The sequence below is a fragment of the Bacteroides sp. NSJ-39 genome (genome assembly GCF_014287315.1).
Taxonomy (GTDB): Bacteria; Bacteroidota; Bacteroidia; order Bacteroidales; family Bacteroidaceae; genus Bacteroides; species Bacteroides finegoldii.
The window spans coordinates 1-24,932 of record NZ_JACOOB010000016.1; the positions used below are offsets into that span (position 1 = coordinate 1).

At 44.1% G+C, this 24,932-nt stretch carries 22 protein-coding genes, 2 tRNA genes and 1 rRNA gene; 14 read left to right on the plus strand and 11 right to left on the minus strand.

Annotated elements, in window-relative coordinates; translation table 11 throughout:
• Positions 1-6: 6 nt before the first annotated feature.
• The 8 genes from rrf (at position 7) to H8S63_RS15575 (ending at position 6,367) form a co-directional block, all read left to right on the plus strand.
• Positions 7-117 (plus strand): 5S ribosomal RNA (gene rrf, locus H8S63_RS15540).
• Positions 118-369: 252 nt separating this feature from the next.
• Positions 370-810: a hypothetical protein gene (locus H8S63_RS15545; RefSeq protein WP_186927313.1), complete on the plus strand. Its 441-nt coding sequence runs from the start codon at positions 370-372 to the stop codon at positions 808-810.
• 166 nt (positions 811-976) lie between these two features.
• A complete protein-coding gene (locus H8S63_RS15550; protein WP_007758104.1) occupies positions 977-1,780 on the plus strand; it encodes a MotA/TolQ/ExbB proton channel family protein in 804 nt (267 codons plus the stop codon).
• 29 nt (positions 1,781-1,809) lie between these two features.
• Positions 1,810-2,415, plus strand: a complete 606-nt coding sequence (locus tag H8S63_RS15555) for a biopolymer transporter ExbD (protein ID WP_007767754.1) — start codon at positions 1,810-1,812, stop codon at positions 2,413-2,415.
• A 16-nt stretch (positions 2,416-2,431) separates the two neighbouring features.
• Positions 2,432-3,085, plus strand: coding sequence for a biopolymer transporter ExbD (locus H8S63_RS15560; protein WP_186927314.1), 654 nt, complete (start codon positions 2,432-2,434; stop codon positions 3,083-3,085).
• Between the two features lie 26 nt (positions 3,086-3,111).
• Positions 3,112-3,927, plus strand: coding sequence for an energy transducer TonB (locus H8S63_RS15565; protein ID WP_186927315.1), 816 nt, complete (start codon positions 3,112-3,114; stop codon positions 3,925-3,927).
• 4 nt (positions 3,928-3,931) lie between these two features.
• Positions 3,932-4,879 (plus strand): PstS family phosphate ABC transporter substrate-binding protein, encoded by a 948-nt coding sequence (locus tag H8S63_RS15570; RefSeq protein ID WP_186927316.1) that lies wholly within the window; start codon positions 3,932-3,934, stop codon positions 4,877-4,879.
• Between the two features lie 21 nt (positions 4,880-4,900).
• A complete protein-coding gene (locus tag H8S63_RS15575; protein ID WP_186927317.1) occupies positions 4,901-6,367 on the plus strand; it encodes a lipopolysaccharide assembly protein LapB in 1,467 nt (488 codons plus the stop codon).
• Between the two features lie 93 nt (positions 6,368-6,460).
• Here H8S63_RS15575 and H8S63_RS15580 read toward each other — a convergent pair whose 3' ends face one another.
• The 6 genes from H8S63_RS15580 to H8S63_RS15605 all read right to left on the minus strand — a co-directional run bounded on the left by H8S63_RS15580 (position 6,461) and on the right by H8S63_RS15605 (position 12,739).
• Positions 6,461-8,098, minus strand: a complete 1,638-nt coding sequence (locus H8S63_RS15580) for an alpha-galactosidase (RefSeq protein WP_186927318.1) — start codon at positions 8,096-8,098, stop codon at positions 6,461-6,463.
• A 72-nt stretch (positions 8,099-8,170) separates the two neighbouring features.
• Positions 8,171-8,243, minus strand: a tRNA-Pro gene (locus H8S63_RS15585).
• Positions 8,244-8,256: 13 nt separating this feature from the next.
• Positions 8,257-8,329: transfer RNA gene (locus H8S63_RS15590), tRNA-Phe, on the minus strand.
• 184 nt (positions 8,330-8,513) lie between these two features.
• Positions 8,514-10,145, minus strand: a complete 1,632-nt coding sequence (gene gadC, locus H8S63_RS15595) for a putative glutamine/gamma-aminobutyrate antiporter GadC (RefSeq protein WP_186927319.1) — start codon at positions 10,143-10,145, stop codon at positions 8,514-8,516.
• Between the two features lie 178 nt (positions 10,146-10,323).
• A complete protein-coding gene (gene glsA, locus H8S63_RS15600; protein WP_007767643.1) occupies positions 10,324-11,289 on the minus strand; it encodes a glutaminase A in 966 nt (321 codons plus the stop codon).
• 7 nt (positions 11,290-11,296) lie between these two features.
• Positions 11,297-12,739, minus strand: coding sequence for a glutamate decarboxylase (locus tag H8S63_RS15605; RefSeq protein ID WP_186927320.1), 1,443 nt, complete (start codon positions 12,737-12,739; stop codon positions 11,297-11,299).
• Positions 12,740-12,930: 191 nt separating this feature from the next.
• Between H8S63_RS15605 and H8S63_RS15610 the strand changes: the two genes are divergently transcribed.
• Both H8S63_RS15610 and H8S63_RS15615 read left to right on the plus strand, forming a co-directional pair.
• Positions 12,931-14,154, plus strand: coding sequence for an MFS transporter (locus tag H8S63_RS15610; RefSeq protein ID WP_186927321.1), 1,224 nt, complete (start codon positions 12,931-12,933; stop codon positions 14,152-14,154).
• A gap of 3 nt (positions 14,155-14,157) precedes the next feature.
• Positions 14,158-15,057, plus strand: coding sequence for a DMT family transporter (locus H8S63_RS15615; protein ID WP_186927322.1), 900 nt, complete (start codon positions 14,158-14,160; stop codon positions 15,055-15,057).
• Positions 15,058-15,149: 92 nt separating this feature from the next.
• Here H8S63_RS15615 and H8S63_RS15620 read toward each other — a convergent pair whose 3' ends face one another.
• From H8S63_RS15620 to H8S63_RS15630, 3 genes are all read right to left on the minus strand, one after another.
• Positions 15,150-15,542, minus strand: coding sequence for an HIT family protein (locus H8S63_RS15620; protein ID WP_007756718.1), 393 nt, complete (start codon positions 15,540-15,542; stop codon positions 15,150-15,152).
• A gap of 52 nt (positions 15,543-15,594) precedes the next feature.
• Positions 15,595-16,059, minus strand: a complete 465-nt coding sequence (greA, locus tag H8S63_RS15625) for a transcription elongation factor GreA (protein ID WP_007756719.1) — start codon at positions 16,057-16,059, stop codon at positions 15,595-15,597.
• Between the two features lie 183 nt (positions 16,060-16,242).
• Entirely contained in the window at positions 16,243-17,394 is a 1,152-nt protein-coding gene (locus H8S63_RS15630) for a DUF4369 domain-containing protein (protein ID WP_186927323.1), read from the minus strand.
• Between the two features lie 195 nt (positions 17,395-17,589).
• On the opposite strand from H8S63_RS15630, the gene pnp reads away from it, so the two are divergent.
• A complete protein-coding gene (pnp, locus tag H8S63_RS15635; protein ID WP_007756721.1) occupies positions 17,590-19,716 on the plus strand; it encodes a polyribonucleotide nucleotidyltransferase in 2,127 nt (708 codons plus the stop codon).
• A 549-nt stretch (positions 19,717-20,265) separates the two neighbouring features.
• On the opposite strand, the gene buk is transcribed toward pnp, so the two are convergent.
• Positions 20,266-21,327 carry a butyrate kinase gene (gene buk, locus H8S63_RS15640; protein WP_055279229.1) on the minus strand — a complete coding sequence of 354 codons (1,062 nt, stop codon included), beginning with the start codon at positions 21,325-21,327 and terminating at the stop codon, positions 20,266-20,268.
• Positions 21,328-21,350: 23 nt separating this feature from the next.
• Entirely contained in the window at positions 21,351-22,310 is a 960-nt protein-coding gene (locus H8S63_RS15645) for a phosphate acyltransferase (RefSeq protein ID WP_007756724.1), read from the minus strand.
• A gap of 187 nt (positions 22,311-22,497) precedes the next feature.
• Here H8S63_RS15645 and H8S63_RS15650 point away from each other — a divergent pair, with 187 nt between their 5' ends.
• The 3 genes from H8S63_RS15650 (at position 22,498) to H8S63_RS15660 (ending at position 24,896) form a co-directional block, all read left to right on the plus strand.
• Positions 22,498-23,406, plus strand: a complete 909-nt coding sequence (locus H8S63_RS15650; protein WP_186927324.1) for an LD-carboxypeptidase — start codon at positions 22,498-22,500, stop codon at positions 23,404-23,406.
• Between the two features lie 70 nt (positions 23,407-23,476).
• A complete protein-coding gene (locus tag H8S63_RS15655) occupies positions 23,477-24,460 on the plus strand; it encodes a M28 family peptidase (protein ID WP_186927325.1) in 984 nt (327 codons plus the stop codon).
• A gap of 10 nt (positions 24,461-24,470) precedes the next feature.
• Positions 24,471-24,896 (plus strand): SufE family protein, encoded by a 426-nt coding sequence (locus H8S63_RS15660; RefSeq protein ID WP_007756730.1) that lies wholly within the window; start codon positions 24,471-24,473, stop codon positions 24,894-24,896.
• Positions 24,897-24,932 lie beyond the last annotated feature (36 nt).

The window sequence follows — 24,932 nt, forward strand, 5'->3', positions numbered from 1 at the left end:
ATTTATTCAGGTGGTTATAGCACGAGGGTTCCACCTCTTCCCATTCCGAACAGAGAAGTTAAGCCTCGTCACGCCGATGGTACTGCGTAACAGTGGGAGAGTAGGTAGCCGCCGTTTTTTAAGAAGCCCCTTGATTCAGCAACGAATCAAGGGGCTTTCTGTTTTCCGCCACTTCTGAAAATGATTGCTATAAATCTTTTTTTAAGATAATAAATGGCTTTCTTTGGAAACAAAATCTTTTCTGACTTGTTCTAATAGTATGATTAAGATTTATAGTTTAAATGATGTGAATGATGATAAACTTAATCAATTTAATGACTATATTTGCGACCGAATTAGGTGAGACTAATAAATAACAACTAAGATATAATGAAAAGTTCTCCGAGATTCATATTGGCTTGTGTTCTGCTGATGCTATCTTTTAGCATAAGTGGAAATGCTACGGATTTCTCTACTTGCATATCTAGTTGTGAATCGACTTGTCAGTTCTCTGAATCATCTTCAGACAATACGAATCATCGTCCTTCTGTAGGTGGTCATCATGTGGATTATGATAACACACAGTCTTTATCCATTTCTGATGTAGAATTGGGCTTTAAGCCTGTTTCCGAAACGAATTCTAATTATCGTCTGCGTAGAATCATTGAAATTAATGACTCTTTGAAAGACATTATTAATAAGTTTTTCTTGTTGAGAGAAAACTCACTGGTATTAGATCAAAGTAAATCCTATTATTCGGATAAGGATCCTCATTATTCCATTATCTGCAGCGACTATTATGTGTTCGCTCTGAGACGTATCCTTATTTAGTATTTATTCCCCTCACTTCAATTAGTAATTTACTTTTCATACCCTGTATGAACTGTGTGGCTTTTTGTATCTAAAAAAGTTACCGGGTCTATAGCGCAGTGTGTCTAATTCTATTGACATTTTTTTTCTAAATAACTAAAATTAATATCTTAACAAAAAACTTATTATGGAAACTACTAAAAAAACTCATGTCGTAGGTATAAAGAATGCCGGTATCGTTATTATCTGCTGTTTTATTCTGGCAGTATGTATTTATCATTTCCTGTTGGGAAATCCGTCAAACTTTATGAACAATGATCCGAACAATCACCCGTTGCCAGGAAACTTTTTGGGTACCATTTACAAAGGTGGTATTATCGTGCCTGTCATTCAGACACTGCTGTTGACTGTACTTGCATTGAGTATCGAACGCTATTTTGCTCTCCGCTCTGCTTTCGGAAAAGGTTCTTTAGCTAAATTCGTTGCTAATATCAAAGCTGCATTGGCTGAGGGGGATATTAAGAAAGCGCAGGAAATCTGTGATAATCAGAGAGGTTCGGTAGCTAATGTGGTTACTTCTACTCTTCGTAAATATGACGAAATGGAGAAGAATACTGCTTTGTCTAAGGAGCAGAAGTTGTTGGCAATCCAGAAAGAGCTGGAAGAAGCTACTGCATTGGAAATGCCTATGATGCAACAGAATCTTCCGATTATTGCCACAATCACTACATTGGGTACATTGATGGGACTGCTCGGTACTGTAATCGGTATGATCCGTTCGTTTGCCGCTTTGTCCGCAGGTGGTGGTGCTGACTCTATGGCTCTGTCACAAGGTATTTCCGAAGCCTTGATTAACACTGCTTTCGGTATCTTGACCGGTGCATTGGCTGTTATTTCCTACAACTATTACACTAACAAAATTGATAAACTGACTTACGGTCTCGACGAAGTCGGATTCTCTATCGTGCAAACTTTTGCCGCTACTCACTAATTCTGCGGACCCTTTAAAATCTATAAATCATGGGTAGAGCGCAAATTAAAAAGAAAAGTACGTTCATAGATATGACCGCTATGAGTGACGTTACTGTATTGCTTCTTACCTTCTTTATGTTGACTTCAACATTCGTGAAGAAAGAACCGGTGCAAGTAAACACTCCGGCTTCCGTATCGGAAATCAAGATTCCGGAGACAAACGTGCTCCAGATTCTGGTAGATCCTAGCGGAAAGATATTTATGAGCCTCGACAAACAGCAGGATATGCAGGCTGTTTTGGAGAGCATGGGTGAAGAGTATGGTATTAAGTTTACTCCGGAACAGCAGAAGCGGTTTACGTTAGCTTCCACTTTCGGAGTGCCTATCAGAAGTATGCAGAAATTCCTCGATCTTCCTGAAGAACAACGGGATAAGATTCTTAAAAACGAAGGAATTCCATGTGATAGTACCGACAACCAGTTTAAGGCATGGGTACGCAATGCGCGTGCAGCCAACGCTGATTTGCGAATCGCTATCAAGGCGGATGCATCTACTCCATACTCGGTGATAAAGAACGTTATGAACTCACTTCAGGATTTGAGAGAGAACCGGTACAACCTGATTACTTCTCTCAAAGGGGAATCTGAAGAATAGAAAGGAGGAAAACAGTATGAGTGCTGAAGTACAAGAGAGCGGCGGAAAAAATGGAAAGAGCAAACAGAAAAAGTTTGCCGTGCGGGTGGATTTCACTCCGATGGTGGATATGAATATGTTGCTGATTACTTTCTTTATGCTTTGTACCACCCTGAGCAAGCCTCAGACGATGGAGATAAGCATGCCGAGTAATGATAAGAGTATAACAGAACAACAGAAGAGTATGGTGAAGGCTTCGCAGGCAATCACATTGCTGCTGGGAGCGGACAATAAGCTCTATTACTACGAGGGTGAACCGAACTATAAGGATTACACTTCGCTGAAAGAGACAAGTTACACACCGGATGGAATACGTTCCATACTTCTTCAGAAGAATGCGGCTGCCGTGAACAAGGTGAGGGCTTTGAAGCAGCAGAAGCTGGACCTTAAGATTTCAGAAGAGGAATACCGGAAACAGGTTTCCGAAATTAAGAGCGGAAAAGATACGCCGACCGTGATTATCAAGGCGACGGATGACGCTTCTTATAAGAATCTGATTGACGCGCTGGACGAGATGCAGATATGTAATATAGGTAAGTATGTGATTACGGACATTGCCGAAGCAGACGAATTCTTGATGAAGAATTTCGATGAGAAGGGTGCCTTGTCACAGAATCTGGCCGATAAATGATGTAACACCTAAAACAGAAAAGTAAAATGGCAAAAATAGATTTGACTTCTTCGGAATGGTGTCAACTGATTTTTGAAGGCAAGAATCAGGCGTATGGTGCCTATAAGATGCGTGCTAATTCGACAAAACGGCATAATCTGGCAATGTTTGCCGTATTGGTCATCGCATTGACCGGGTTTACGATTCCTACGTTGCTCAAGTTGGCAACTCCGAAACAAAAGGAAGTGATGACGGAGGTTACTACTCTGTCGAAATTGGAAGAACCGGAAATCAAGCAGGAAGAGATGAAGCGGGTAGAACCCGTAGCTCCTCCACCCCCTGCATTGAAGAGTTCTATTAAGTTTACGGCTCCCGTCATCAAGAAGGATGAAGAGGTGCACGAGGATAATGAGATCAAGAGTCAGGAAGAGTTGACTTCTACTAAAGTAGCGATCTCCATTGCCGATGTGAAAGGTAATGATGAAGAGAATGGTGCGGATATCGCTGACTTGAAGCAGGTAGTAACACAGGCTGAGCCGGAACCGGAAAAAGTGTTCGATATGGTAGAACAGATGCCTGCCTTCCCGGGCGGAATGCAGGAATTGATGGTTTATCTGGGAAAAAACATCAAATATCCTACCATTGCACAGGAGAACGGAACACAAGGACGTGTTATCATTCAGTTTGTCGTAGAGCGCGACGGTACTATTTCGGATGTGCGTGTGGCACGTGGTGTAGATCCTTATCTGGATAAGGAAGCCGTACGTGTGGTAAAGAGTATGCCGAAGTGGATTCCGGGCAAGCAGAACGGTAAGGCGGTGCGTGTGAAGTTTACAGTTCCGGTAATGTTCAGATTACAATAAAAAGATGATGAAAAGACAATTTTGGCTGATAGGAATCGTTTTGCTGGCGGCATTAAGTGCTTGCCGTTCTAAATCGAAAGACGGACCGACGGATACGTATTCGTCCGGGGTGATAGCTATTGCAGCGGATGAAAGTTTCGAACCCATTGTGCAGGAAGAAATCGATGTGTTTGAGAGTTTGTATCCTTTGACCGGAATTGTTCCTCGCTACACTACTGAAGTAGAGGCGATTAATTTACTTCTGAAAGACAGTGTCCGGTTGGCAATCGCAACCCGGACACTGACTGAGGAAGAAATGAATTCGTTTCACAGCCGTAAGTTTTATCCTCGTGAGATTAAGCTGGCTACGGATGGACTGGCACTGATTGTGAACCGGGAGAATCCGGATTCATTGTTGAGTGTGCGCGATTTCCGCCGTATCTTGACGGGAGAAATGAAAGATTGGAAACAGGTAAATCCGGGTTCCCGTCTGAAAGGTATTCGGGTGGTGTTCGACAATAAGAACTCCAGTACAGTGCGCTTTGCGATGGATTCGATCTGCAACGGAAAACCGTTGGCGGAAGGAAATGTGAGTGCTTTGAGGACAAATCAGCAGGTGATAAATTATGTAGTGCAGAATCCTGATGCGATAGGTGTGATAGGTGTGAACTGGCTGGGAAACCGCAGTGATACTACCAATCTCTCTTTCAGGGAGGAAATCAGGGTGATGGCGGTGAGTGCCGAAGATGTGGCGACTCCCGGAAACAGCTATAAACCTTATCAGGCTTATTTGTATTATGGCAATTATCCATTGGCACGGCCGATTTATGCAATTCTGAATGATCCTCGCAACGGGCTGCCTTGGGGATTCACTTCTTTTATGACCTCCGACAAGGGGCAGCGCATCATATTAAAATCCGGACTTGTCCCGGCTACTCAGCCGATACGTGTAGTCCATGTGAATGGCGAATAATAACTAAAATTAGAGACTATCATGAAACGAGTACAAATGTTTTTAGCTGGAGCGTTTATAGCAGTTGGGTCGCTCTATGCACAAACTCCTGCCTCCGAATGGAAAGCGGGTGTTGCAAAATTGAAAGAAACTATTCAGGCGAATCCGGCACAAGCGGCCGAAGAGGCTGAACAAATGATAAAAGGCAAGAATAAAAAGAATATAGAGCTGTTGCTGGCTATCGGCGAGGCTTATCTGGAAGCTGGCAAAATACCGGAAGCTCAGCAATATGTGGCTCTTGCCAAAAAAGCAAACGGCAAATCGGCTGATGCGGCCGTATTGGAGGGAGATATTGCCCTCAAACAGAAGAATGCCGGTCTTGCTTCTCAAAAATATGAGGAAGCCATTTACTTTAATCCGCGCTGTGCGGAGGCTTATCTGAAATTTGCAGATATCTATAAGATGGCAAATTCGAGTCTTGCTATCGAAAAGCTGAATCAACTGAAAGCTTTGCAACCGTCTAACACCGGTGTAGACAAGAAGCTGGCCGAGATTTATTATTTGAAGAATGATTTCAGCAAAGCTGCGGATGCTTATTCGCGTTTTGCTATGGGACCGGTAGCTACTGAGGAGGATTTAGTGAAGTATGCGTTTGCTTTATTCTTGAACCATGATTTCGAGAAGTCGCTTGAAGTAGCCAACATGGGACTGCAAAAGAATCCCCGCCATGCTGCGTTCAACCGCCTGGCAATGTATAATTATACCGACTTGAAGCGTTTTGACGAAGCGATGAAAGCTGCGGATATTTTCTTTAATGAAACCGATAAAGCCGATTATTCTTATTTGGATTATATGTATTACGGACATCTGCTGGAAGATTTGAAAAAGTATGATGAAGCTGTGATACAATATGAAAAGGCGGTTCAATTGGATCCCTCCAATACGAACTTATACAAAAACATCTCTGCTGCTTACGAGCGGAAGAATGATTATAAAAAGGCGATCAGTGCTTACCGGAAATATTATGCATCTCTTGATAAGGAAAAACAGACTCCGGACTTACAGTTCCAGTTTGGCAGACTTTATTATGGAGCGGGTACGCAATCTGATTCATTGACAATCACTGTCGAAGAGCGTAAACAGGCTTTGGCGTCTGCCGATTCTGTTTTCCAAGCTATCGCAGTGGCAGCACCGGATAGCTATCTGGGTAATTTCTGGAGAGCACGTGCCAATTCCGCACTTGACCCCGAGACTACTTTAGGATTGGCTAAACCTTTCTATGAGGAAGTGGCTACTTTATTGGAAAGTAAAAATGATCCTCGTTACAATGCTGCCTTGGTTGAGTGCTACAGCTATCTGGGCTATTATTATTTGTTGGCTATCGAGAATCCGGCATTGAAGGCCGAAGCGAAAGCGAACAAGGAGACGTCTAGGGACTACTGGAGTAAAATTCTGGCTATAGACCCCGCTAATGCTACTGCTAAAAGAGCATTGGATGGCATCAAATAGTGAATAATTTTAGTTGTTTGTCGTGACGGGAGGAGTGGAGAGTGATCTTAGCTCCTCCTTTTTTGCACTTTTTCTATTTATTGCTATTGCAATTTATAATGTCTTTGTCAATGTAAAGCAGTCTATGTCTGGTGCCCAATCGTAGCTGTTGCCGATCCGAATGGTATTGTAACCAGCTTTCAGTTCTACCGGGATTGAGATTTGGCTGTGATTATCGTCCTCTCCCAAAGAGCTGATTTTTGTGATGATACCGTTGACATCTACCTCTATCTGCCGTCCTTTTCCGTGTGAATAGTGGATGGTCATATTATAACGTCCGCCGTCTTCACTATATACTTCGCGCCATTCGGCATAGTTCTCCGGTTTTCCACCAAGAAATCCAACTTTCATTTTGCCGGAGGCTTCTTTGTCATAAGCATACTGGATACCTTTGGCGTTTTTGCCTAAGTCATTGAAAAGAGGCAGGTAAGCCCATTCCGCTTCATACAAGGTCGGTTCCAGGCGTGCCTCACCTTCCATGCGGAGGAACATGGCACTGTGGGCAGGGAGCGTTTGCTCAAAAATACCGGAAAAACTGCCTAAATCACTGTGTCTTACTAAATCACGCACTTTCACATTTCCACCGAATTCCAAAGAAGAGAATGGAACGGAGAACCTACATACGGTGTCGGATGGGTTGTACAATGCTATGGCACGCACATTGCCACGTTTCTGCTCGATATCTTTCACCAATACGTATCCTTCGTTCTCATGTTGTGCTACGTATGCCTGTAATCCCAAAGGATCTTGGTTGAGTGCGATTAATTCCTTATTTTTCAGTAATTCGAGCGAAGAATCCGGCATTTTTTCCAAGTCGCATCCGATGAGTAACGGAGAGCTCATGATACACCATAGGCCGAAATGGGCTTCCTCTTCGGTCGGAGTAAGACCGTTGCCGCCTACTCTGCTATTGTTGCGGAATCCGACCACCATCATATCCATGTCGTTATAATGTCCGTTTCCGGCATAGGCAGACAGGTAGAGGTTCTTCCCGACTACATATTTTAATGAATTCCAATGTGCATTGATATCACCGCTGATACGCCAGGAAGTTGCTGCGTCTTTGGCCCAAGTGCCGGGGTAAGCCCATCGGCAGATGTTTATGGAAACATTTTTATTCACTTTATCTATGCTGTTGCGGATAGAGGTATATCGTTCTTTCTCATCCAGTCCTAGCACTTCTCCACCGCAATAATCTATTTTGATGAAATCGAAGCCCCAGTCGCCGAAGTATAATTGGGCGTCTTGCGGTTCGTGGCCGTAGATACCAGCTCCTATTCCTATAGAGTCCTTGTTCCAGAGAGAGCCGCACGTTCTAGTCCCTGCATCCGTATAGAGTCCCGCCTTCATTCCCAAACTGTGTATATGGTCTGCCACAGGTTTCATGCCATTAGGGAAACGTTTCTCGTTTGCTTGCATGACTCCGTTTTCATCCCTTTTGCCGAAGTATCCGTCATCTACATTGATGTACTGATAGCCTGCATCTTTCAATCCTTTCTCCACCATGAGGTCGGCCTGATGTTTAATAATGTCTTCGCTGATGTCTACCAGAAAGGCGTTCCACGAACTCCATCCCATAATAGGTGGATTGAACGGTCGTTCGTTCTCTGAAAGAGTGGTTTGGGGCTTTGCACAACTGACGCACAAAAGAGAAGCTACTACTGCTGTAAAGATAAAAGATCTGTTTTTCATGATATAATAGGTTGGTGTTTAAAAAAACAAAGGGGCAACTTACTGAAAAACAGAAAGCTACCCCTTTGATTGTCGGAATGAGGCGACTCGAACGCCCGACCCCTACGTCCCGAACGTAGTGCGCTACCAACTGCGCTACATTCCGATTGCTTAAGAAGTGGTGTCACCAGGAATCGAACCGGGGACACAAGGATTTTCAGTCCTTTGCTCTACCAACTGAGCTATGACACCTTTCTTGTTTGCGGGTGCAAAGATAAGTATATTTTTTAATACCGCAATAACTTTGGAAGAAATTTTCGCCAATTTCTGATATGGAGAATAATAGTTGTATTTTTTGCAAATATATATCCCGTATCAACTACCTGAATAGCCGATACGGGATTACTTTTTATATACAGAGATATACCTTTACCTTTTACTTAGGTATCTCCTTTTTGGTATTTCCGGTTTCCGGAGATGTATTATTAGGGGTTGCACTTCCGCTTGAAACCTTAGAACTTCCTGACGGAGTAGCACCGGAAGCTGTTGCATCAGAAGTTGTCGCATTGGAAGTTGTCGTACTGGCACTACCGGCAGCTACATTCGCAGTTTGAGGCTGTATTTCCCAATGGAACGGTTCGAAATTGGAATTCGGGTCTACCCAAGACGGTTTCTTTGCTGCATAGATGATGAATGGAGCAACAACGACAATGATAGCACCGATAATCAGTACGGAGAACCATACAGTGTTGCTACCTGTAGAAATCTGGCTGGGCGGGATAAAGCTAAGGATAAAGGCAAGCAATGATCCGCAGAAACCGAGTCCGCCGACGAACCACATCAAACCGTTGCCACTCTTACCGATACGGAACGGGCGGTTCAGTTTTTTCATCTTATAACGAAGTGCGATTGCTCCGGAGAACATCAACAGGTACATGATAAGATAAAGAATCACTGTCAGCTGAGACAGGATCTGGTAGAAACTCTGTACAGAAGGCATTACCACAAACAACAGACTTAATACAGTTACTGCTATACCCTGCACGAACAGAATGTTTTTCTGTACACCCAGTTTGTTTGTTTTCTGGAAGAACGGAGGCATATAACCGGCTTTACCTACGGCAAAGATACCTTTTGACGGACCGGCAACCCATGTCAATACACCTGCCAATACACCGAAGGCAAGGGCGATGGCAATGATCGGTGATAACCAGGAAGCATGGATATACTTGAAGTAGTTGTCAAAACCGACAAGTAAGCTCTGAGTCAGGTTAATATCATTTGCGGGGATGATAACACCAAGTGCGAAAGTACCTAGCACAAAGATAAGAACGGTGATAAGCGCACCGATAAATACTGCTTTCGGGTAGTTCTTGGATGGATTATCTACATCTTTCACGTGGATACCGCCCATTTCCATACCGGCATAGAACAAGAAGATACTGGCGGCTAGAACGACATTGTCGAAATTGGTAAAGTCGGGAAAGAAGCTGCTGTCGAAATTCATGTTAGAGTGTCCGCCTGTTGCGAGATAAATGATACCTAGGATAATCAACAATCCGGCCGGAATAATCGTACCGACCAAACCGCCGATTTTAGCCACTTTACCAACCCAGCTCATACCTTTCAGGGAAATGAATGTTGCCAGCCAATAGATGATAAGTACGACGACAAGCGTGTAATACTTGTTGTTTGCCAGTGACATATCATGTACGTCATTCATTCCGATGAAGGCGATGGATACGGCACCGAATGTTAGTACTGTGGGATACCAGATTGTACTTTCAATCCATTGTACCCAAATGGCGAGGAATCCCAGTTTCTTGCCGTAGGCTTCGCCTACCCACCGGAACACACCGCCTTGTTTATCCTGGAACATGGCCGCCAATTCTGCTGCGACGAGCGATGTAGGAATAAGAAAGACAATAGCTGCAAAAAGATAGTAAAAGGCCGAACTCATTCCGTATACGGCCTCGGCCGGTAGTCCACGTAATGATACTACTGCCGTAACGTTCATGATAGCGAGGGTAAACACCCCCAGCTTCACTGCATTTTTAATATTTGCCATAAGTTAAGGTTTTAAGTGAAAAATATTTTAAAGTCAGTGTTATAACAACATTTTGTACGAGATGTTCCCGCAATCTCTTTCAAAGTTCGTTAATTAACATCGTAAGATAAATAGATTGTAATAGAAAAAGGTTACTATCGCGCAATAGTAACCCTTCACTTTTTATCGGGAAAGTCTTTTAATCGACGATCGTGATATGATTCTGACCGAATACATTCAGTCCTAGTTTGTTCATGATGTACTGGATAGCCAACTGTGCTTTTACAGAGTTACCCGATCCATCCAAAGGAGGAGCGAATGCTGCGATACCGAACTGTCCGGGCAACACACCCATCACACCACCTCCTACACCTGTCTTGGCAGGAATACCGGAAGTATACATCCAGTCGCCGGTATGTTCGTAGAAACCTACCGCGGCAATCATGGCTGTGATTTTAGGAGACAAGCTGGCGTCGAACACTTCTTTCTTGGTCACCGGATTCACACCGCCGTTGGCGATTGTTCCGGCAGCGATGGAAAGCTGCAATGCGGTCACTCCCAATGAACATTGACGCGTATAAAGGTCTAGAGACATATCCGGATCATCATAGATACGGTTGTAGTTCTTCAGTAGCCAAGCAATGGAACGGTTGTTGAAGTTAGTATCCGATTCGGACTTATACAATTCGTCTATCAGTTGAGGAGCACTGCCGCACAAGTCGGTTATGTTTCCTACGATGGCGTCCCATTTCTTGGCAGAGTCGCCTATTGGTTTCACCATACTGCAAGCGGAGATGGCGCCGGCGTTTACCAATGGAGTAGACGGGTGGTCGTTTTCTAGCAAGATGGCGATGATAGAGTTGAAAGGCAAGCCTGTCGCGTCAGCTCCGATCTTGTCCAATATTTCCTTAGCGCCATATTGACGCAGAGCCAGGATAGCCGTATGTACTTTGGATACGGATTCTATTCCGAAGCGGTAGTCGGTATCTCCCACATGGATGGTCTGCCCGTTGAGCAGGCAGACACTGATTCCAAAGAGATCTTTGTTGACATTGGCCAAGTAAGGGATATAGTCGGCATTCTTGCCTCCCGTGTTCGTCTTTACCTGATCGTATGCCTCCTGTACCACTTCTTGCAATTGAGCGAGTGTTACTTTTTTATTCATAGATCTTTTATTTTTTAGTTGTTTTACGACGGCCGCCGTGGTTGAATATTTTAGCTTCTACCGGAAGATTCTTCTCCTGTGCTATGCGGGTAGGAGTAGGATAATCCAATTTTTCCAGTTCTGTGATGGCGTTCTTGATGTCGCCCAGCAACATATCTGCCATATCGCGGCTGAATCCTTGACGGACAACGACGCGCATCACTACATAATCTTCCAGTTTGGAAGGCAATGTATAAGCCGGAACCATCCAACCGTGTTGAGACAGTTTATCCTGCAAATCATACAAAGTCCATTTAGCGTTCTTTGCATATTCCGGTTTCAGATACCAGATGAACAACGGGTTTACCACTTCGTTAGAGTAGTTGACGAACGGAGCCATCTTGGCTATTTCGTCATGGATGTATTTAGCGATCTGTAAAGAGTTGTACTGTACTTCTTTGTAACCTTGGAATCCTAAACGGATGAACTGGTAGTACTGTCCCAGAATCTGAGCAGCCGGGCGAGAGAAGTTCAAACCTACTTGAGTGATGTTAGCACCCAGATAATTTACACTGAACGACATCTCTTCTGGCAGATATTCTTTGCCTTTCCAAACCACCCAACCGAGTCCCGGATATACCAGACCGAACTTATGACCGGATACACTGATGGAAAGCACCCATTTCAGGCGGAAGTCCCATTTTGTTTCCGGGTAAAGGAACGGAAGGATAAAACCACCGCTGGCAGCGTCTACGTGGATAGGAATGTCATAACCAGTCTTGGCGTTGTAAGCATCCAGTGCTTTGTCCAATGCTTCTACGTCATCGTTCAGTCCAGTCCATGTAACACCCTGGATAGGTACGATACAAATTGTATTCTCATCACACATCTTCAAGGCTTCTTCGGGATCGAGTGTGGTTTTGTCAAGTGTCAAAGGCACTTCACGCATTTCAATCTGCCACAACTGTGCAAATTTCTCCCATACAACCTGGAAACCTGTAGAAATAACAAAGTTCGGTTTATCAAACGGTTTACCTTGAGCCTGTCTTTTCTTACGCCAGCGCAACCAAGCAGCCACACCACCCAGCATACAAGCTTCTGAAGAACCGATAGCCAGAGCACCGGTTTTCCAAGTATCTTTTTCCGGAGAATTCCATAGGTTGGCAACGATGTTGATACATTTACCGTTCATCACTGCGATACGCGGATACTCAGTTTCGTCAATGTAGTTAATGTTGATGGCTTCGTTCATCAGCTTGGTAGCATATTCATCCATGTAGGTAGTCACGAAAGTAGCCAGGTTCAGGCGCGGTTGAGTCTGAGCGAATGTTTCGTCTTTTACCATCTGATAGGCGACTTCAGGAGTAGTAGGTCCATCAGGTATCCTCTCTACCGGAGAGGGTTGCAACATTCTGTCTGAACCAAATGCTTCTGTTTTAGCATCGCCTTTTCTGAAATTTAAATCTTTCATACTTAATTTGTTTTTTTAAAGGTTTAGGGCGATGGGGATTTTCCCCGTCGAATTTCCCACAACAACAGCAGGCAGTTTTGAAAGTTTTCGGCTTTTACATTATTTGGCGTTTATTAAGGGGGGGGATTCGTTTTGAACTTTATGCGATGAGCATTGTTCTCATCAAACCTAAACTTTTAACGAATTTGCGTATGAAAATACAGACGGGAAGAGGAACGATTCCTCTTATCACTTTAATTGCCATCTGGTCTGTTTCGGCACTGACTTCTCTGCCGGGACTGGCCGTTTCGCCTATATTGGGCGATCTTACGAAGATATTTCCGGAAGCTACGGATTTGGATATCCAGATGTTGACTTCGCTTCCTTCCTTGCTCATTATTCCTTTCATTCTGCTGGGTGGTAAGTTGACGGAGAAAGTCGACTTTGTCCATATCCTGAAAATCGGACTTTGGCTCTTTGCGGTGAGCGGTATGTTGTATCTGGTTTCCAATAAGATGTGGCAATTGATTGTAGTAAGTGCCTTACTGGGTATCGGGGCTGGGCTGATTATTCCGTTGTCTACCGGTTTGGTGTCGAGGTATTTTACCGGAACTTACCGGGTAAAACAATTCGGCTTTAGTTCAGCAATCACTAATTTTACGTTGGTGATAGCGACTGCCGTCACCGGTTATCTGGCGGAAGTCAGTTGGCATTTACCTTTTCTGGTCTATTTGCTTCCGCTGATTTCTATTCTGTTGATCGGTCGTCTGAAGAAAGACCGGCCGGAAGTTGCCGCTGCTGATAGTGCAAGTTCGAAAGAAGAACGGGCGGTGATAGATACCGGCGGTAGTAAATATGGTATCCATGTGAAGCATTTGATAGAATTGATGTTCTTCTACGGAGTGACGACTTATATCGTATTGGCGGTGATATTCAATCTGCCTTTCCTGATGGAGAAGCATCATTTCTCAAGTGGAAATTCGGGCTTGATGATTTCTCTTTTCTTTCTGGCGATTATGGCTCCGGGATTTTGTCTGGATAAGATTGCGGCTACATTGAAAGAACGTACCAAAGCATACAGCTTGCTGTTCATGGCATTGGGATTGTTGCTCATCTGGATAGCTCCGCTTGAATGGCTGATTATTCCCGGATGTCTGTTTGTGGGGTTGGGCTATGGTGTCATCCAACCCATGCTTTATGATAAGACTACGCATACCGCATTGCCGGAAAAGGCCACATTGGCACTGGCATTTGTAATGATGATGAACTATCTTGCCATCTTATTTTATCCTTTCATCGTTGATTTCTTCCAATGGATATTTCATACCCAATCACAAGAGTTTCCGTTTATCTTTAATCTGCTGATTACTGTTGTCACTCTTTTCTGGGCATACCGGCGCCGTCATACCTTTTTGTTTAACGACCAATTAAAATAAAAAATGAAGAATAAGAAACTAGAAGCCAATCTTAGCATGGCCGTCTCGAAAGTTTTTAGCGGGTTAAATATGAATGCTCTGAAGTATCTTCTGCCTTTGTGGATGAGTCCGCTGACGGGAGCAACCCTTCGTTGCACGTTTGCGGCAGCAGCCTTTTGGGTAATCGGGTGGTTTATGCCTCCGGAGAAATCATCCGCCAAAGATAAATGGCTCCTTTTCCTGTTGGGGGCCTTGGGACTTTATGGCTTTATGTTTCTCTACCTGGCCGGATTGAGTAAAACAACTCCTGTTTCCAGTTCCATTTTTACCAGCCTCCAACCTATTTGGGTTTTTCTCATGATGATATTCTTTTATAAAGAAAAAGCGACCACTAAAAAAATAATAGGAATTTCTATCGGTCTGATAGGAGCATTGGTTTGTATTTTAACCCAGCAAAGTGATGATTTGGCGTCCGATGCTTTCACGGGAAATATGCTTTGTCTTATAAGTTCGGTTGTATATGCTGTTTATCTGATTCTTAGTCAGCGTATTCTGACTGCTATCGGAGCAATAACGATGTTGCGTTATACTTTTTCCGGTGCTGCTGTATCTGCTATAATAGTAACGTTCCTTACGGGATTTGATGCTCCGGTATTCTCCATGCCGTTCCATTGGACACCTTTTCTTATCCTGATGTTCGTATTGATTTTCCCGACCACTATCAGTTATATGTTGTTGCCTGTCGGTTTGAAATATCTGAAGACAACGGTGGTTGCCATTTATGGTTATCTGATTCTGATTGTGGCAACTATTGCCTCCCTTGCTTTGGGACAAGACCGTTTTAGCTGGACGCAGACGTTTGCCATTATTTTCATCTGTATCGGAGTTTATTTGGTAGAAGTTGCCGAAAGCAAGGAGCGATAAAAGTTTCTCGGTGTGGAACACTTTGTTTCAAGGCATGGAACAAAAAAAGAGCGTCCTTCACAGAACGCTCTTGCTTATGTCATCATCATGTTTTATAGAGAGGAGTTGATTGCTTGTGCTATCGACTTGAATTCTTCATCCGACAATTTCAATTTCGGATTTGAGAACAACATATCCGATTCCTTTTGGATAGGAATTAAATGAATATGAGCGTGAGGAACTTCGAGTCCGATAACTGCTTCGCCCACTTTTTGGCATGGGAAAGCTTTTTCGATGGCACGGGCTACCTTTTTTGCAAATACGTGCATTGCGGCCAGGTCTTCATCGCTCAAATCGAAAATATAGTCTACTTCCTGTTTGGGCACTACCAATGTATGTCCCTTTACCAACGGATTGATATCGAGGAAAGCAAAAAACTTTTCGTTTTCCGCCACCTTGTAGCAGGGGATTTCGCCTGCGATGATTCTGCTGAATATTGTTGCCATAACTTTTTATTGATAAAATAAGGCAAGCCTCACACGGAGACTTGCCTTTTTGTTAAAATGATATGTTTACTACTTCCAATGCAATTTTGCCCTGCGGAACTGTAATTTCTGCAACTTCACCTACCTTCTTGCCAAGCAGTCCTTGTGCAATCGGAGTGTTAACGGAAATCTTGCCTTCCTTCAAGTTAGCTTCGCTTTCAGAAACAATGGTATAAGTCATTTTCATACCGTTTTTCACGTTCTTCAGTTCCACCTTATTTAAAATCTGTACGGAATCTGTTTTGAGTTTGGACTCATCAATGATTTTTGCATCTGCGATCACCGTTTTCAATTTGTTGATGCGCATTTCCAACATACCTTGCGCTTCTTTGGCGGCATCGTATTCTGCATTTTCCGATAAGTCTCCTTTATCTCTGGCTTCGGCTATTGCCGCAGAGATCTTCGGGCGTTCCACTGTTTCCAGCTCTTTAAGTTCCGCCATTAGTTTTTTGTAACCTTCTTCTGACATATAAGCCATGATGTTTTCCTCCTTTAATTGTTTTTTATGGTCATATAAACAAAAAAGAATTCCAACATGAGTCATGTTGGAACCCTCTTTTTCATTATTTCTTTGCAAAGATAGCCTTTTAAGTGATACGTGTCAAGTTAAAAAAGCTGCTATGTAACATATTTAAATGAAATATGCTAATTTATAACAACTTTAGAGTAATGACTTGACGGCAGCTTCCAAATCTTTGATATCTTCGCCGCGAAGTTTCAGTTCGTTGTTGCGATTAATCAGGAAGATGGACGGTACTTGGCGTACATTATATACAGCTACATTCGTAGAATATACTCCGTTGCCATCGCGTACGCATACCCACGGAAGGTTGGCGGCCGATGTTTTCCAATAGTGCTCGTCCGCGTCGAGAGATACCTGGTAAATTTCCAGACCTTGCGATGCGTATGTATTATATAGTTCGCGAAGCATCAGGTTATGGGGAGCACCTGCTGGCGACTGGAACACGGAGAAGTCAAGTAATACGACTTTACCTTTCAAGTCGGTCAGCTTACGTACATTTCCTTTTACGTCACGCAACGCGATATCTATAATTCCTGTTTCTACAATTTTGTCTTGCGGAATCTCCAAAGCTTTCGCTTGCGGCTGGCGTGTATTCTTCATACCTTTAATAACAATGTTATAAAGATTCTTGGAGCGTACGGCATTGGGGAATGTGTTGTTGAGGCTCGTCGCTACGGCTGCAAAACATTTCACGTCATCTTTATTATTCAACGGATCGAATATCAGATAATTGTTCAGCTTCTGGAACAGTGCGAAATAGGCGGCTGCCGTGTTGGGAGCTGCGAAGATATAGTTCACTTTCACGTCCTCTTTATATTTACCGAGCAATGTTGCCAGACTGTCCTCAAAGACATCGTGTCCTATCTTGTTGCCGCGCAGTGCAGCCAACAGGTCATCCGCATTTTTCTGGAGACGGATTTGTTTCAGCGTCAGTTCTTTTATCTTGTTGCTGTTTTCCGAACCTTCTACGGTATAATCGGTGGAGAAGTCCATATACGGAGCTTTGATCTGAACCGTTTCGATAGAGTCTACAGAAAAATTGATTACTTTGTCGTCTATCCGCAGACGGTAAAATTCGGGAGACTCGGGACGAGCTTGTTTAAAGCTGAATGTACCTTCACCTTTCAGTTTCACTGAATCGAGCGGAACAATACCTTCCAGGCCGGAAGCTTCCAGATAAAGCATTTTGCCGTCGGCTCCTGATACATCCCCGTTTACCTGGAATTTAGGACCGGTACTACAAGCTGTAATAGTAAGTGTGGCAAGTGCTGCAAAAGTTATCTTTTTCATATAGCGTGTGTTATTTACGAGTTGCAAATATACTTCTTTTCGAGATTAGTCAAAGCATTTTGTTGTGTTCTTCTCCTAATTTTGAAAAAAAATCGGTTTGCAACTAACTTTTTACCTCATTTCCACCTGATTACCACGATAAATGTATATCTTTGCAGGAATTTTGAAAGAAAAAGTATAGATAAAACAATTTTTATGATTAACCCAATTGTTAAGACGATCGAGTTGGCGGATGGAAGAACCATTACACTCGAAACGGGAAAGTTGGCAAAACAGGCAGACGGTTCTGTAATGCTACGCATGGGCAACACCATGTTATTAGCTACTGTTTGTGCCGCTAAAGATGCAGTTCCCGGAACAGATTTCATGCCTTTACAGGTAGAGTACAAAGAAAAATTTGCGGCATTCGGCCGTTTCCCGGGTGGTTTCACCAAGCGAGAAGGTAGAGCTTCTGACTATGAGATTCTGACATGCCGTCTCGTTGACCGTGCTCTTCGTCCTTTATTCCCTGATAATTATCATGCAGAGGTATATGTGAACATCATCCTCTTCTCGGCTGATGGTGTAGATATGCCGGATGCGTTGGCAGGACTTGCAGCTTCTGCAGCACTTGCCGTTTCCGATATTCCGTTCAACGGACCTATCTCTGAAGTACGTGTGGCACGTATCGACGGTCAGTTCGTTATCAACCCGACTTTTGAACAACTCGAAAAAGCAGATATGGACCTTATGGTTGCCGCTACTTATGAGAACATCATGATGGTGGAAGGCGAAATGCAGGAAGTGTCTGAGGCTGAATTGCTGGAAGCCATGAAAGTGGCTCACGAAGCCATCAAGATTCATTGCAAGGCTCAGATGGAGTTGACAGAAGCGGTAGGTAAGACGGTAAAACGTGAATATTGTCACGAAGTGAACGACGAAGAATTGCGTAAGGCAGTTCGTGAGGCTTGTTATGACAAGGCTTACGCCGTAGCAGCTTCAGGAAATAACAATAAGCACGAGCGTTTTGACGCTTTCGAAGCTATCCGTGAAGAGTTCAAGGCTCAGTTCTCTGAAGAAGAGTTGGAAGAAAAAGGACCTCTGATCGACCGTTACTATCATGATGTGGAAAAAGAAGCAATGCGCCGTTCCATCCTTGACGAAGGCAAGCGTTTGGATGGCCGTAAGACTACTGAAATCCGCCCGATCTGGTGTGAGGTTGGTCCGTTGCCCGGTCCTCACGGATCCGCTATCTTTACTCGTGGCGAGACTCAGTCATTGACTTCTGTTACGCTGGGTACTAAGATGGACGAAAAGATTATCGACGATGTTCTGGAACACGGAAAAGAACGTTTCCTGTTGCATTATAACTTCCCTCCTTTCTCTACAGGTGAAGCAAAAGCACAGCGTGGTGTAGGCCGTCGCGAAATCGGCCACGGTCACCTGGCTTGGCGTGCTTTGAAAGGACAGATTCCTGCTGACTATCCGTATGTAGTACGTGTAGTTTCTGATATCCTCGAATCTAACGGTTCTTCTTCTATGGCAACCGTATGTGCCGGTACATTGGCATTGATGGATGCTGGTGTGAAGATCAAGAAGCCGGTATCAGGTATCGCTATGGGACTGATTAAGAATCCGGGTGAAGAAAAATATGCCGTATTGTCCGATATACTTGGTGATGAGGATCATCTCGGAGATATGGACTTCAAAGTGACCGGAACAAAGGATGGTATCACTGCTACTCAGATGGATATCAAGGTAGACGGTCTGTCATACGAAATTCTGGAACGTGCTTTGAATCAGGCAAAAGAAGGTCGTATGCACATCCTGAACAAGATTACCGAAACAATTGCCGAGCCGCGTGCTGAACTGAAAGAACACGCTCCGCGTATCGAGACAATGACGATTCCTAAAGAATTTATCGGTGCAGTGATCGGCCCTGGCGGTAAGATTATTCAAGGTATGCAGGAAGAGACAGGTGCTGTGATTACTATCGAGGAAATTGATGGTATGGGACGCATCGAGGTTTCAGGAACAAATAAGAAATGTATTGATGATGCAATGCGTATGATCAAAGCGATCGTTGCTGTTCCCGAAGTAGGCGAAGTGTATAAAGGTAAAGTTCGTTCTATCATGCCTTATGGTGCGTTTGTCGAATTCTTGCCGGGCAAGGACGGTTTGCTGCACATCTCCGAAATTGATTGGAAACGTCTTGAGACTGTAGAAGAAGCCGGAATTAAGGAAGGTGATGAGATTGACGTGAAGTTGATCGATATCGATCCGAAAACCGGTAAATTCAAACTTTCTAGAAAAGTTTTGTTGCCAAGACCGGAAAAGAAGTAAAGAGCGAATAGCTTTATAATAGTAAGGATAGTCCGAAAACTTAGTTTTCGGGCTATTTTTTTTATACGATGAATAGGGAATAAGGGGAGAGAATCGGGCTAAAAAAGAGAATCGGAAAGTACCCCCATACTTCCCGATTCGAAACAGTCAAAAATCGACCTTAATCAATTTATTAACTTAACACGTTGCAAATATATGAGATTTTTTTCTTAGAAAGGACTTTTATTCAAAAAAAGTTTAGACTGCGAGGATAATATGCTTTTCCGTTTGTTGTTGCTTGAGATGTTTATCGGCTGTTATAAAGGAGTGATTTTACTTGGTTTTTAATGTCGCTTTTCTTGTTTTTCTTATATTAATTTCGTATCTTAAGAAATTTTGTTTTTGCCTGTTTGGGTGGTCACTTTGCAAAGTGATGTTTGTCATTCTATAAAGTGCCATTTGTCTTCTTATAAGGGGACATTGGTCACCTTGTAAGGTGACGACTACCCGCGTGCATAAAAAGGGACTGTTTTGTGCGCGTCAATTCCTTATTCTCTGCGTGGAGCAACCTTACTTATATACTTGTATCGGCAATTCTCCCCGTAATGCGCCGAGTGCATTGAGGGCTAATGCTTCCAATTCATCTTCTCCGGGATATACATATACGGGAGCAATGAATGATATGCGTTCTTTCAATCGGCTGATTACATAATCGGAATGCGCGATACCGCCTGTCAGTAGAATGGCGTCCGCCTTTCCGTAGAGCACGGTAGCGGCAGCTCCTATCTCTTTGGCGATATTGTAAATCATGGCATCCAATATCAGTTTGGCGTGATGGTCACCTGCTTCAATGGAACGTATGACGGTGGGGATGTCGGTTGTTCCCAGATGGGCAGCCAGTCCGGCACGTCCGGAAATACGTTTTTTAAGTTCGTCGTTCGTGAACCGGCCGCTGTGGCACAAGTCAATCAACTGCCCGGCAGGCAGTGTGCCGGCACGTTCGGGGGAGAAAGGACCGGAGCCGTCCAATGCATTGTTGGCATCTATCGCTCTTCCGTGCCGATGGACGGCTACGGAAATCCCTCCACCTAAATGGCAGACAATCAGATCTAAATCTTCATACTTTGTGCGCTGCTCTTTAGCGAAGCGTCGGGCGATGGCCCGTTGGTTCAATGCGTGCCAGATAGTGATTTTCGGCATGAGTGGAGAGCCTGTGATACGGGCAACGTCTTCCAGCTCGTCAACAACGCCCGGATCCGCGATGAAAGCCCGGCAACCGGGAAGCAAGAGGCTGAGTTCGGAAGCTATGAGACAACCCAAATTACAAGCGTGATTGCGCATGGCATGGATGATATCGTCCAACATGACATCGTTTACCTCATACACTCCACCGGGAATCGGTTTCAACAGTCCTCCCCGTCCGATGATCGCATCAAAGTCGAAAGGTATCTTTTCGGACTCCAGCGCTTTCAGTACCAGGTTCTTGCGGAATTCAAACTGATCGATAATACGTGGAAATGCGGCTAACTCTTCTGTCGTATGTTTTATGTTGCGGATTAGCAATGGCGTTTCATTCTCATAAACAGCTATTTTGGTGGACGTGGAGCCGGGGTTGATAACTAGAATCTTCATGGATCGTGAGGCTTAAGTGTGATTTAGATGGATGAACTTGCAACTTGAGTGCCCTGCTTCCTGCATTCACAGTCTCCCGACACTTGCAGGCATGCCATAGCTATACTGTAATATTTGGACAATCCGGAGTCACTGCGCGAAGGAAGAACTACCGGGCAGATAGGTCCTTGCAACAATCCCGCCATCTCTGCTTTGGCGAAGAGGGAAACGGACTTGTAAAAAGCATTCCCTGATTCGATATTCGGGAAAATCAGTACATCTGCCTGCCCGTTGATGGGGGAGACGATTCCTTTGATATCCCCGCTTGCCTGTTCGCAGGAAGTACGCACGTCCAATGGTCCGTCAATAATTACATTGCCGAACTCGCCGGCTTCGGCAAGCTCTACGATATTCACATAATCCAATGAATGAGGGAATTTGGCACTGACCTTTTCGGTGCAGTGTATTAATGAGATGCGCGGTTGTTCGATCCCGAAATGACGGCAGGTGCAGATGGCATACCAGATCATTTCAATGCGTTGCTGTAATGTAGGACGCGGAATGACGGCTGCATCCGAGAAGAAAAGCAGCTTATCGTACGTCGGTATCTCCATGACGGCAAGATGAGTCAGGATTTTTCCTTTAGGGAGCAAGCCTTTCTCCTTGTCGAGGATGGCGTGCAACAGATTGTCCGTATTGATAATCCCTTTCATCAGGATATCGGCTCCCCCTTCGCGGACGATACGCACCGCTTCACGCGCCGCTTCGTCGGGGTCCTCTATATGAAGGGTTTTCACATATTCGGGATATTGCTTGAGTGTGGGATATTTCTCCAGAATGGCTGAATCTCCGATCATGAGAAACTCCGCAATGCCCTCTTCCAAAGCGCGGGAAATGGCGTACTCCGTGTTGGGGTCGTTGGCACAGACTACGGCGATACGTTTTCTGCGGTTCAGTACTTTAAGATGGGCTGTCAGTTGAGCGAAATTTCGAATAGGTTCCATAACGTTAGATTTTTAGCAAATATCTGAAAAATCATTGAAAAAATAACGATTCCAAACCGAAAAGTTGCGCTTGTGATGTAACATTTTGCTATATTTTGTTTGTTTTGTCGGGTAGATGCGCTTAGAATCGTTTTTTCGTGTATTTTTGCATGAGTAAATCTACCGAATCATAAATAGATTATTAAGTATGGATATTCAATTTCCTCCCTTTTTGCAGAAAGGCGATAAAGTGGTCATCGTATCACCTTCCAGTAAGATAGATAAGCTGTTCTTGAAAGGTGCGAAGAAACGGTTGGAGTCATGGGGCTTGAAGGTCGCTATGGGAAAACATGCTGGTGGCTCTTCCGGCCGGTTTGCCGGAACAGTCAAACAACGCTTGGGTGATTTGCAGGATGCAATGGACGATCCGAAAGTAAAAGCCATCCTTTGCAGCCGGGGCGGGTATGGAGCGGTTCACCTGATTGACAAACTTGATTTTACCGCTTTCCGCGAACATCCGAAATGGCTGCTTGGTTTCAGTGATATTACCGCTCTGCATAACCTGTTCCAGAAAAACGGTTATGCTTCGTTGCATTCATTGATGGCGCGCCATCTTACGGTGGAACCGGAGGATGATCTGTGTTCGCTTTATTTGAAGGATATATTGTCGGGCAATCTTCCTGTTTATACTTGTGAGAAGCATAAGTTGAACAGGAAGGGCAGTGCGGAAGGTATTTTGCGGGGCGGAAATATGGCGGTGGCTTATGGCTTGCGCGGTACTCCATACGATATTCCGGCAGCGGGAACAGTGCTCTTTATAGAAGATGTGAGCGAACGTCCTCATGCCATTGAGCGTATGATGTATAACTTGAAATTGGGTGGTGTGCTCGAAAAATTGTCTGGGCTCATCATCGGACAGTTTACGGAATATGAAGAAGACCGTTCGCTGGGCAAGGAACTGTATGCGGCTTTGGCGGATTTGGTGAAAGAGTATGATTATCCCGTTTGTTTTAATTTTCCGGTGGGACATGTCGCGCACAATCTGCCGCTTATCAATGGAGCCAGAGTGGAGTTCACCGTTGGAAAGAAAAATGTGGAATTAAAGTTTATATGTTAATAATCTATTCCATCCGGGTGATACTCTGATGAAAATAACTAATTTTGAGACCTTAATAGATAAGAGGATAATGAAAAAGAAATCTATGATGTTACTGACGACTGCTTTTCTGCTACTGTCTGCATTTTCGTGCGGAGGAGGCAACAAAGCGAATACAACTAATGAACAAAGCGAAAAGATAGTGGTGAATGTACCTCGGTTTGATGCGGACAGCGCTTATTTGTACGTAAAGAATCAAGTGGACTTCGGACCTCGTGTCCCCAACACAAAGGGACATGTAGCTTGTGGAAACTATCTGGCGCAGCAATTGAAGGAGTTTGGCGCACAGGTGACCGATCAGTATGCAGATTTGATAGCTTATGACGGTACTTTGCTGAAGGCTAGAAACATCATTGGCTCCTATAAGCCGGAAAGTAAGAAAAGAATCGCTTTGTTCGCACATTGGGACACACGCCCATGGGCCGACAATGATCCTGACAAAAAGAATCATAAAACACCTATTCTCGGTGCTAATGACGGAGCAAGCGGGGTGGGAGCTTTGCTGGAGATTGCCCGTCTGGTTCATCAACAGCAACCGGAGCTTGGAATCGACATCATTTTTCTTGATGCGGAAGATTATGGAGCGCACGATCAGGATAACGAAGAGTCGTGGTGTCTGGGAGCACAGTATTGGGCGCGCAATCCTCATGTTCAAGGATACAATGCCCGTTTCGGAATTCTGCTTGATATGGTAGGAGGCAAGAATACGGTCTTTCTGAAAGAATCCTATTCCGAGAAGTTTGCGCCGGACGTTAATAAGAAGGTCTGGAAGGCTGCCCGGAAGCTGGGATACGGCAATCTGTTTATCAATGAAGATGGAGGAGGGGTGACGGACGATCATTTGTTCATTAACCGGTTGGCGCGTATCAAGACAATTGATATCATTGCTTCTGATCCGGAAGGTGGATTTACTCCTACCTGGCATACCCTCACGGATAATATGGATCACATTGATAAGAATACATTGAAAGCAGTCGGTCAGACTGTATTGGAGGTAATCTATAACGAGAAATAAAATAAATAGTATGTCAATTAATGAATTACAAGACGAAGTAATTGCAGAGTTCAGTGACTTCGATGATTGGATGGACCGCTACCAGCTACTTATTGATTTGGGAAATGAGCAGGAACCGCTGGATGAAAAATATAAAACAGAACAGAATCTGATTGAAGGTTGTCAGAGCCGGGTATGGCTTCAGGCGGACGATGTAGACGGCAAGATTGTATTTAAGGCGGAAAGTGACGCTTTGATTGTAAAAGGAATTATAGCTTTGCTGATTAAGGTATTGTCGGATCATACTCCTGATGAAATCTTGAATGCCGATCTTTATTTTATAGATAAAATCGGGTTGAAGGAACATTTGTCACCTACCCGTAGCAACGGTTTGCTGTCGATGGTAAAACAAATACGGATGTATGCGTTGGCATTCAAAGCAAAAGAGGGGAAGTAGTTAAAAGTAAAACAGATGGGCAGTTCCGTTCTACCT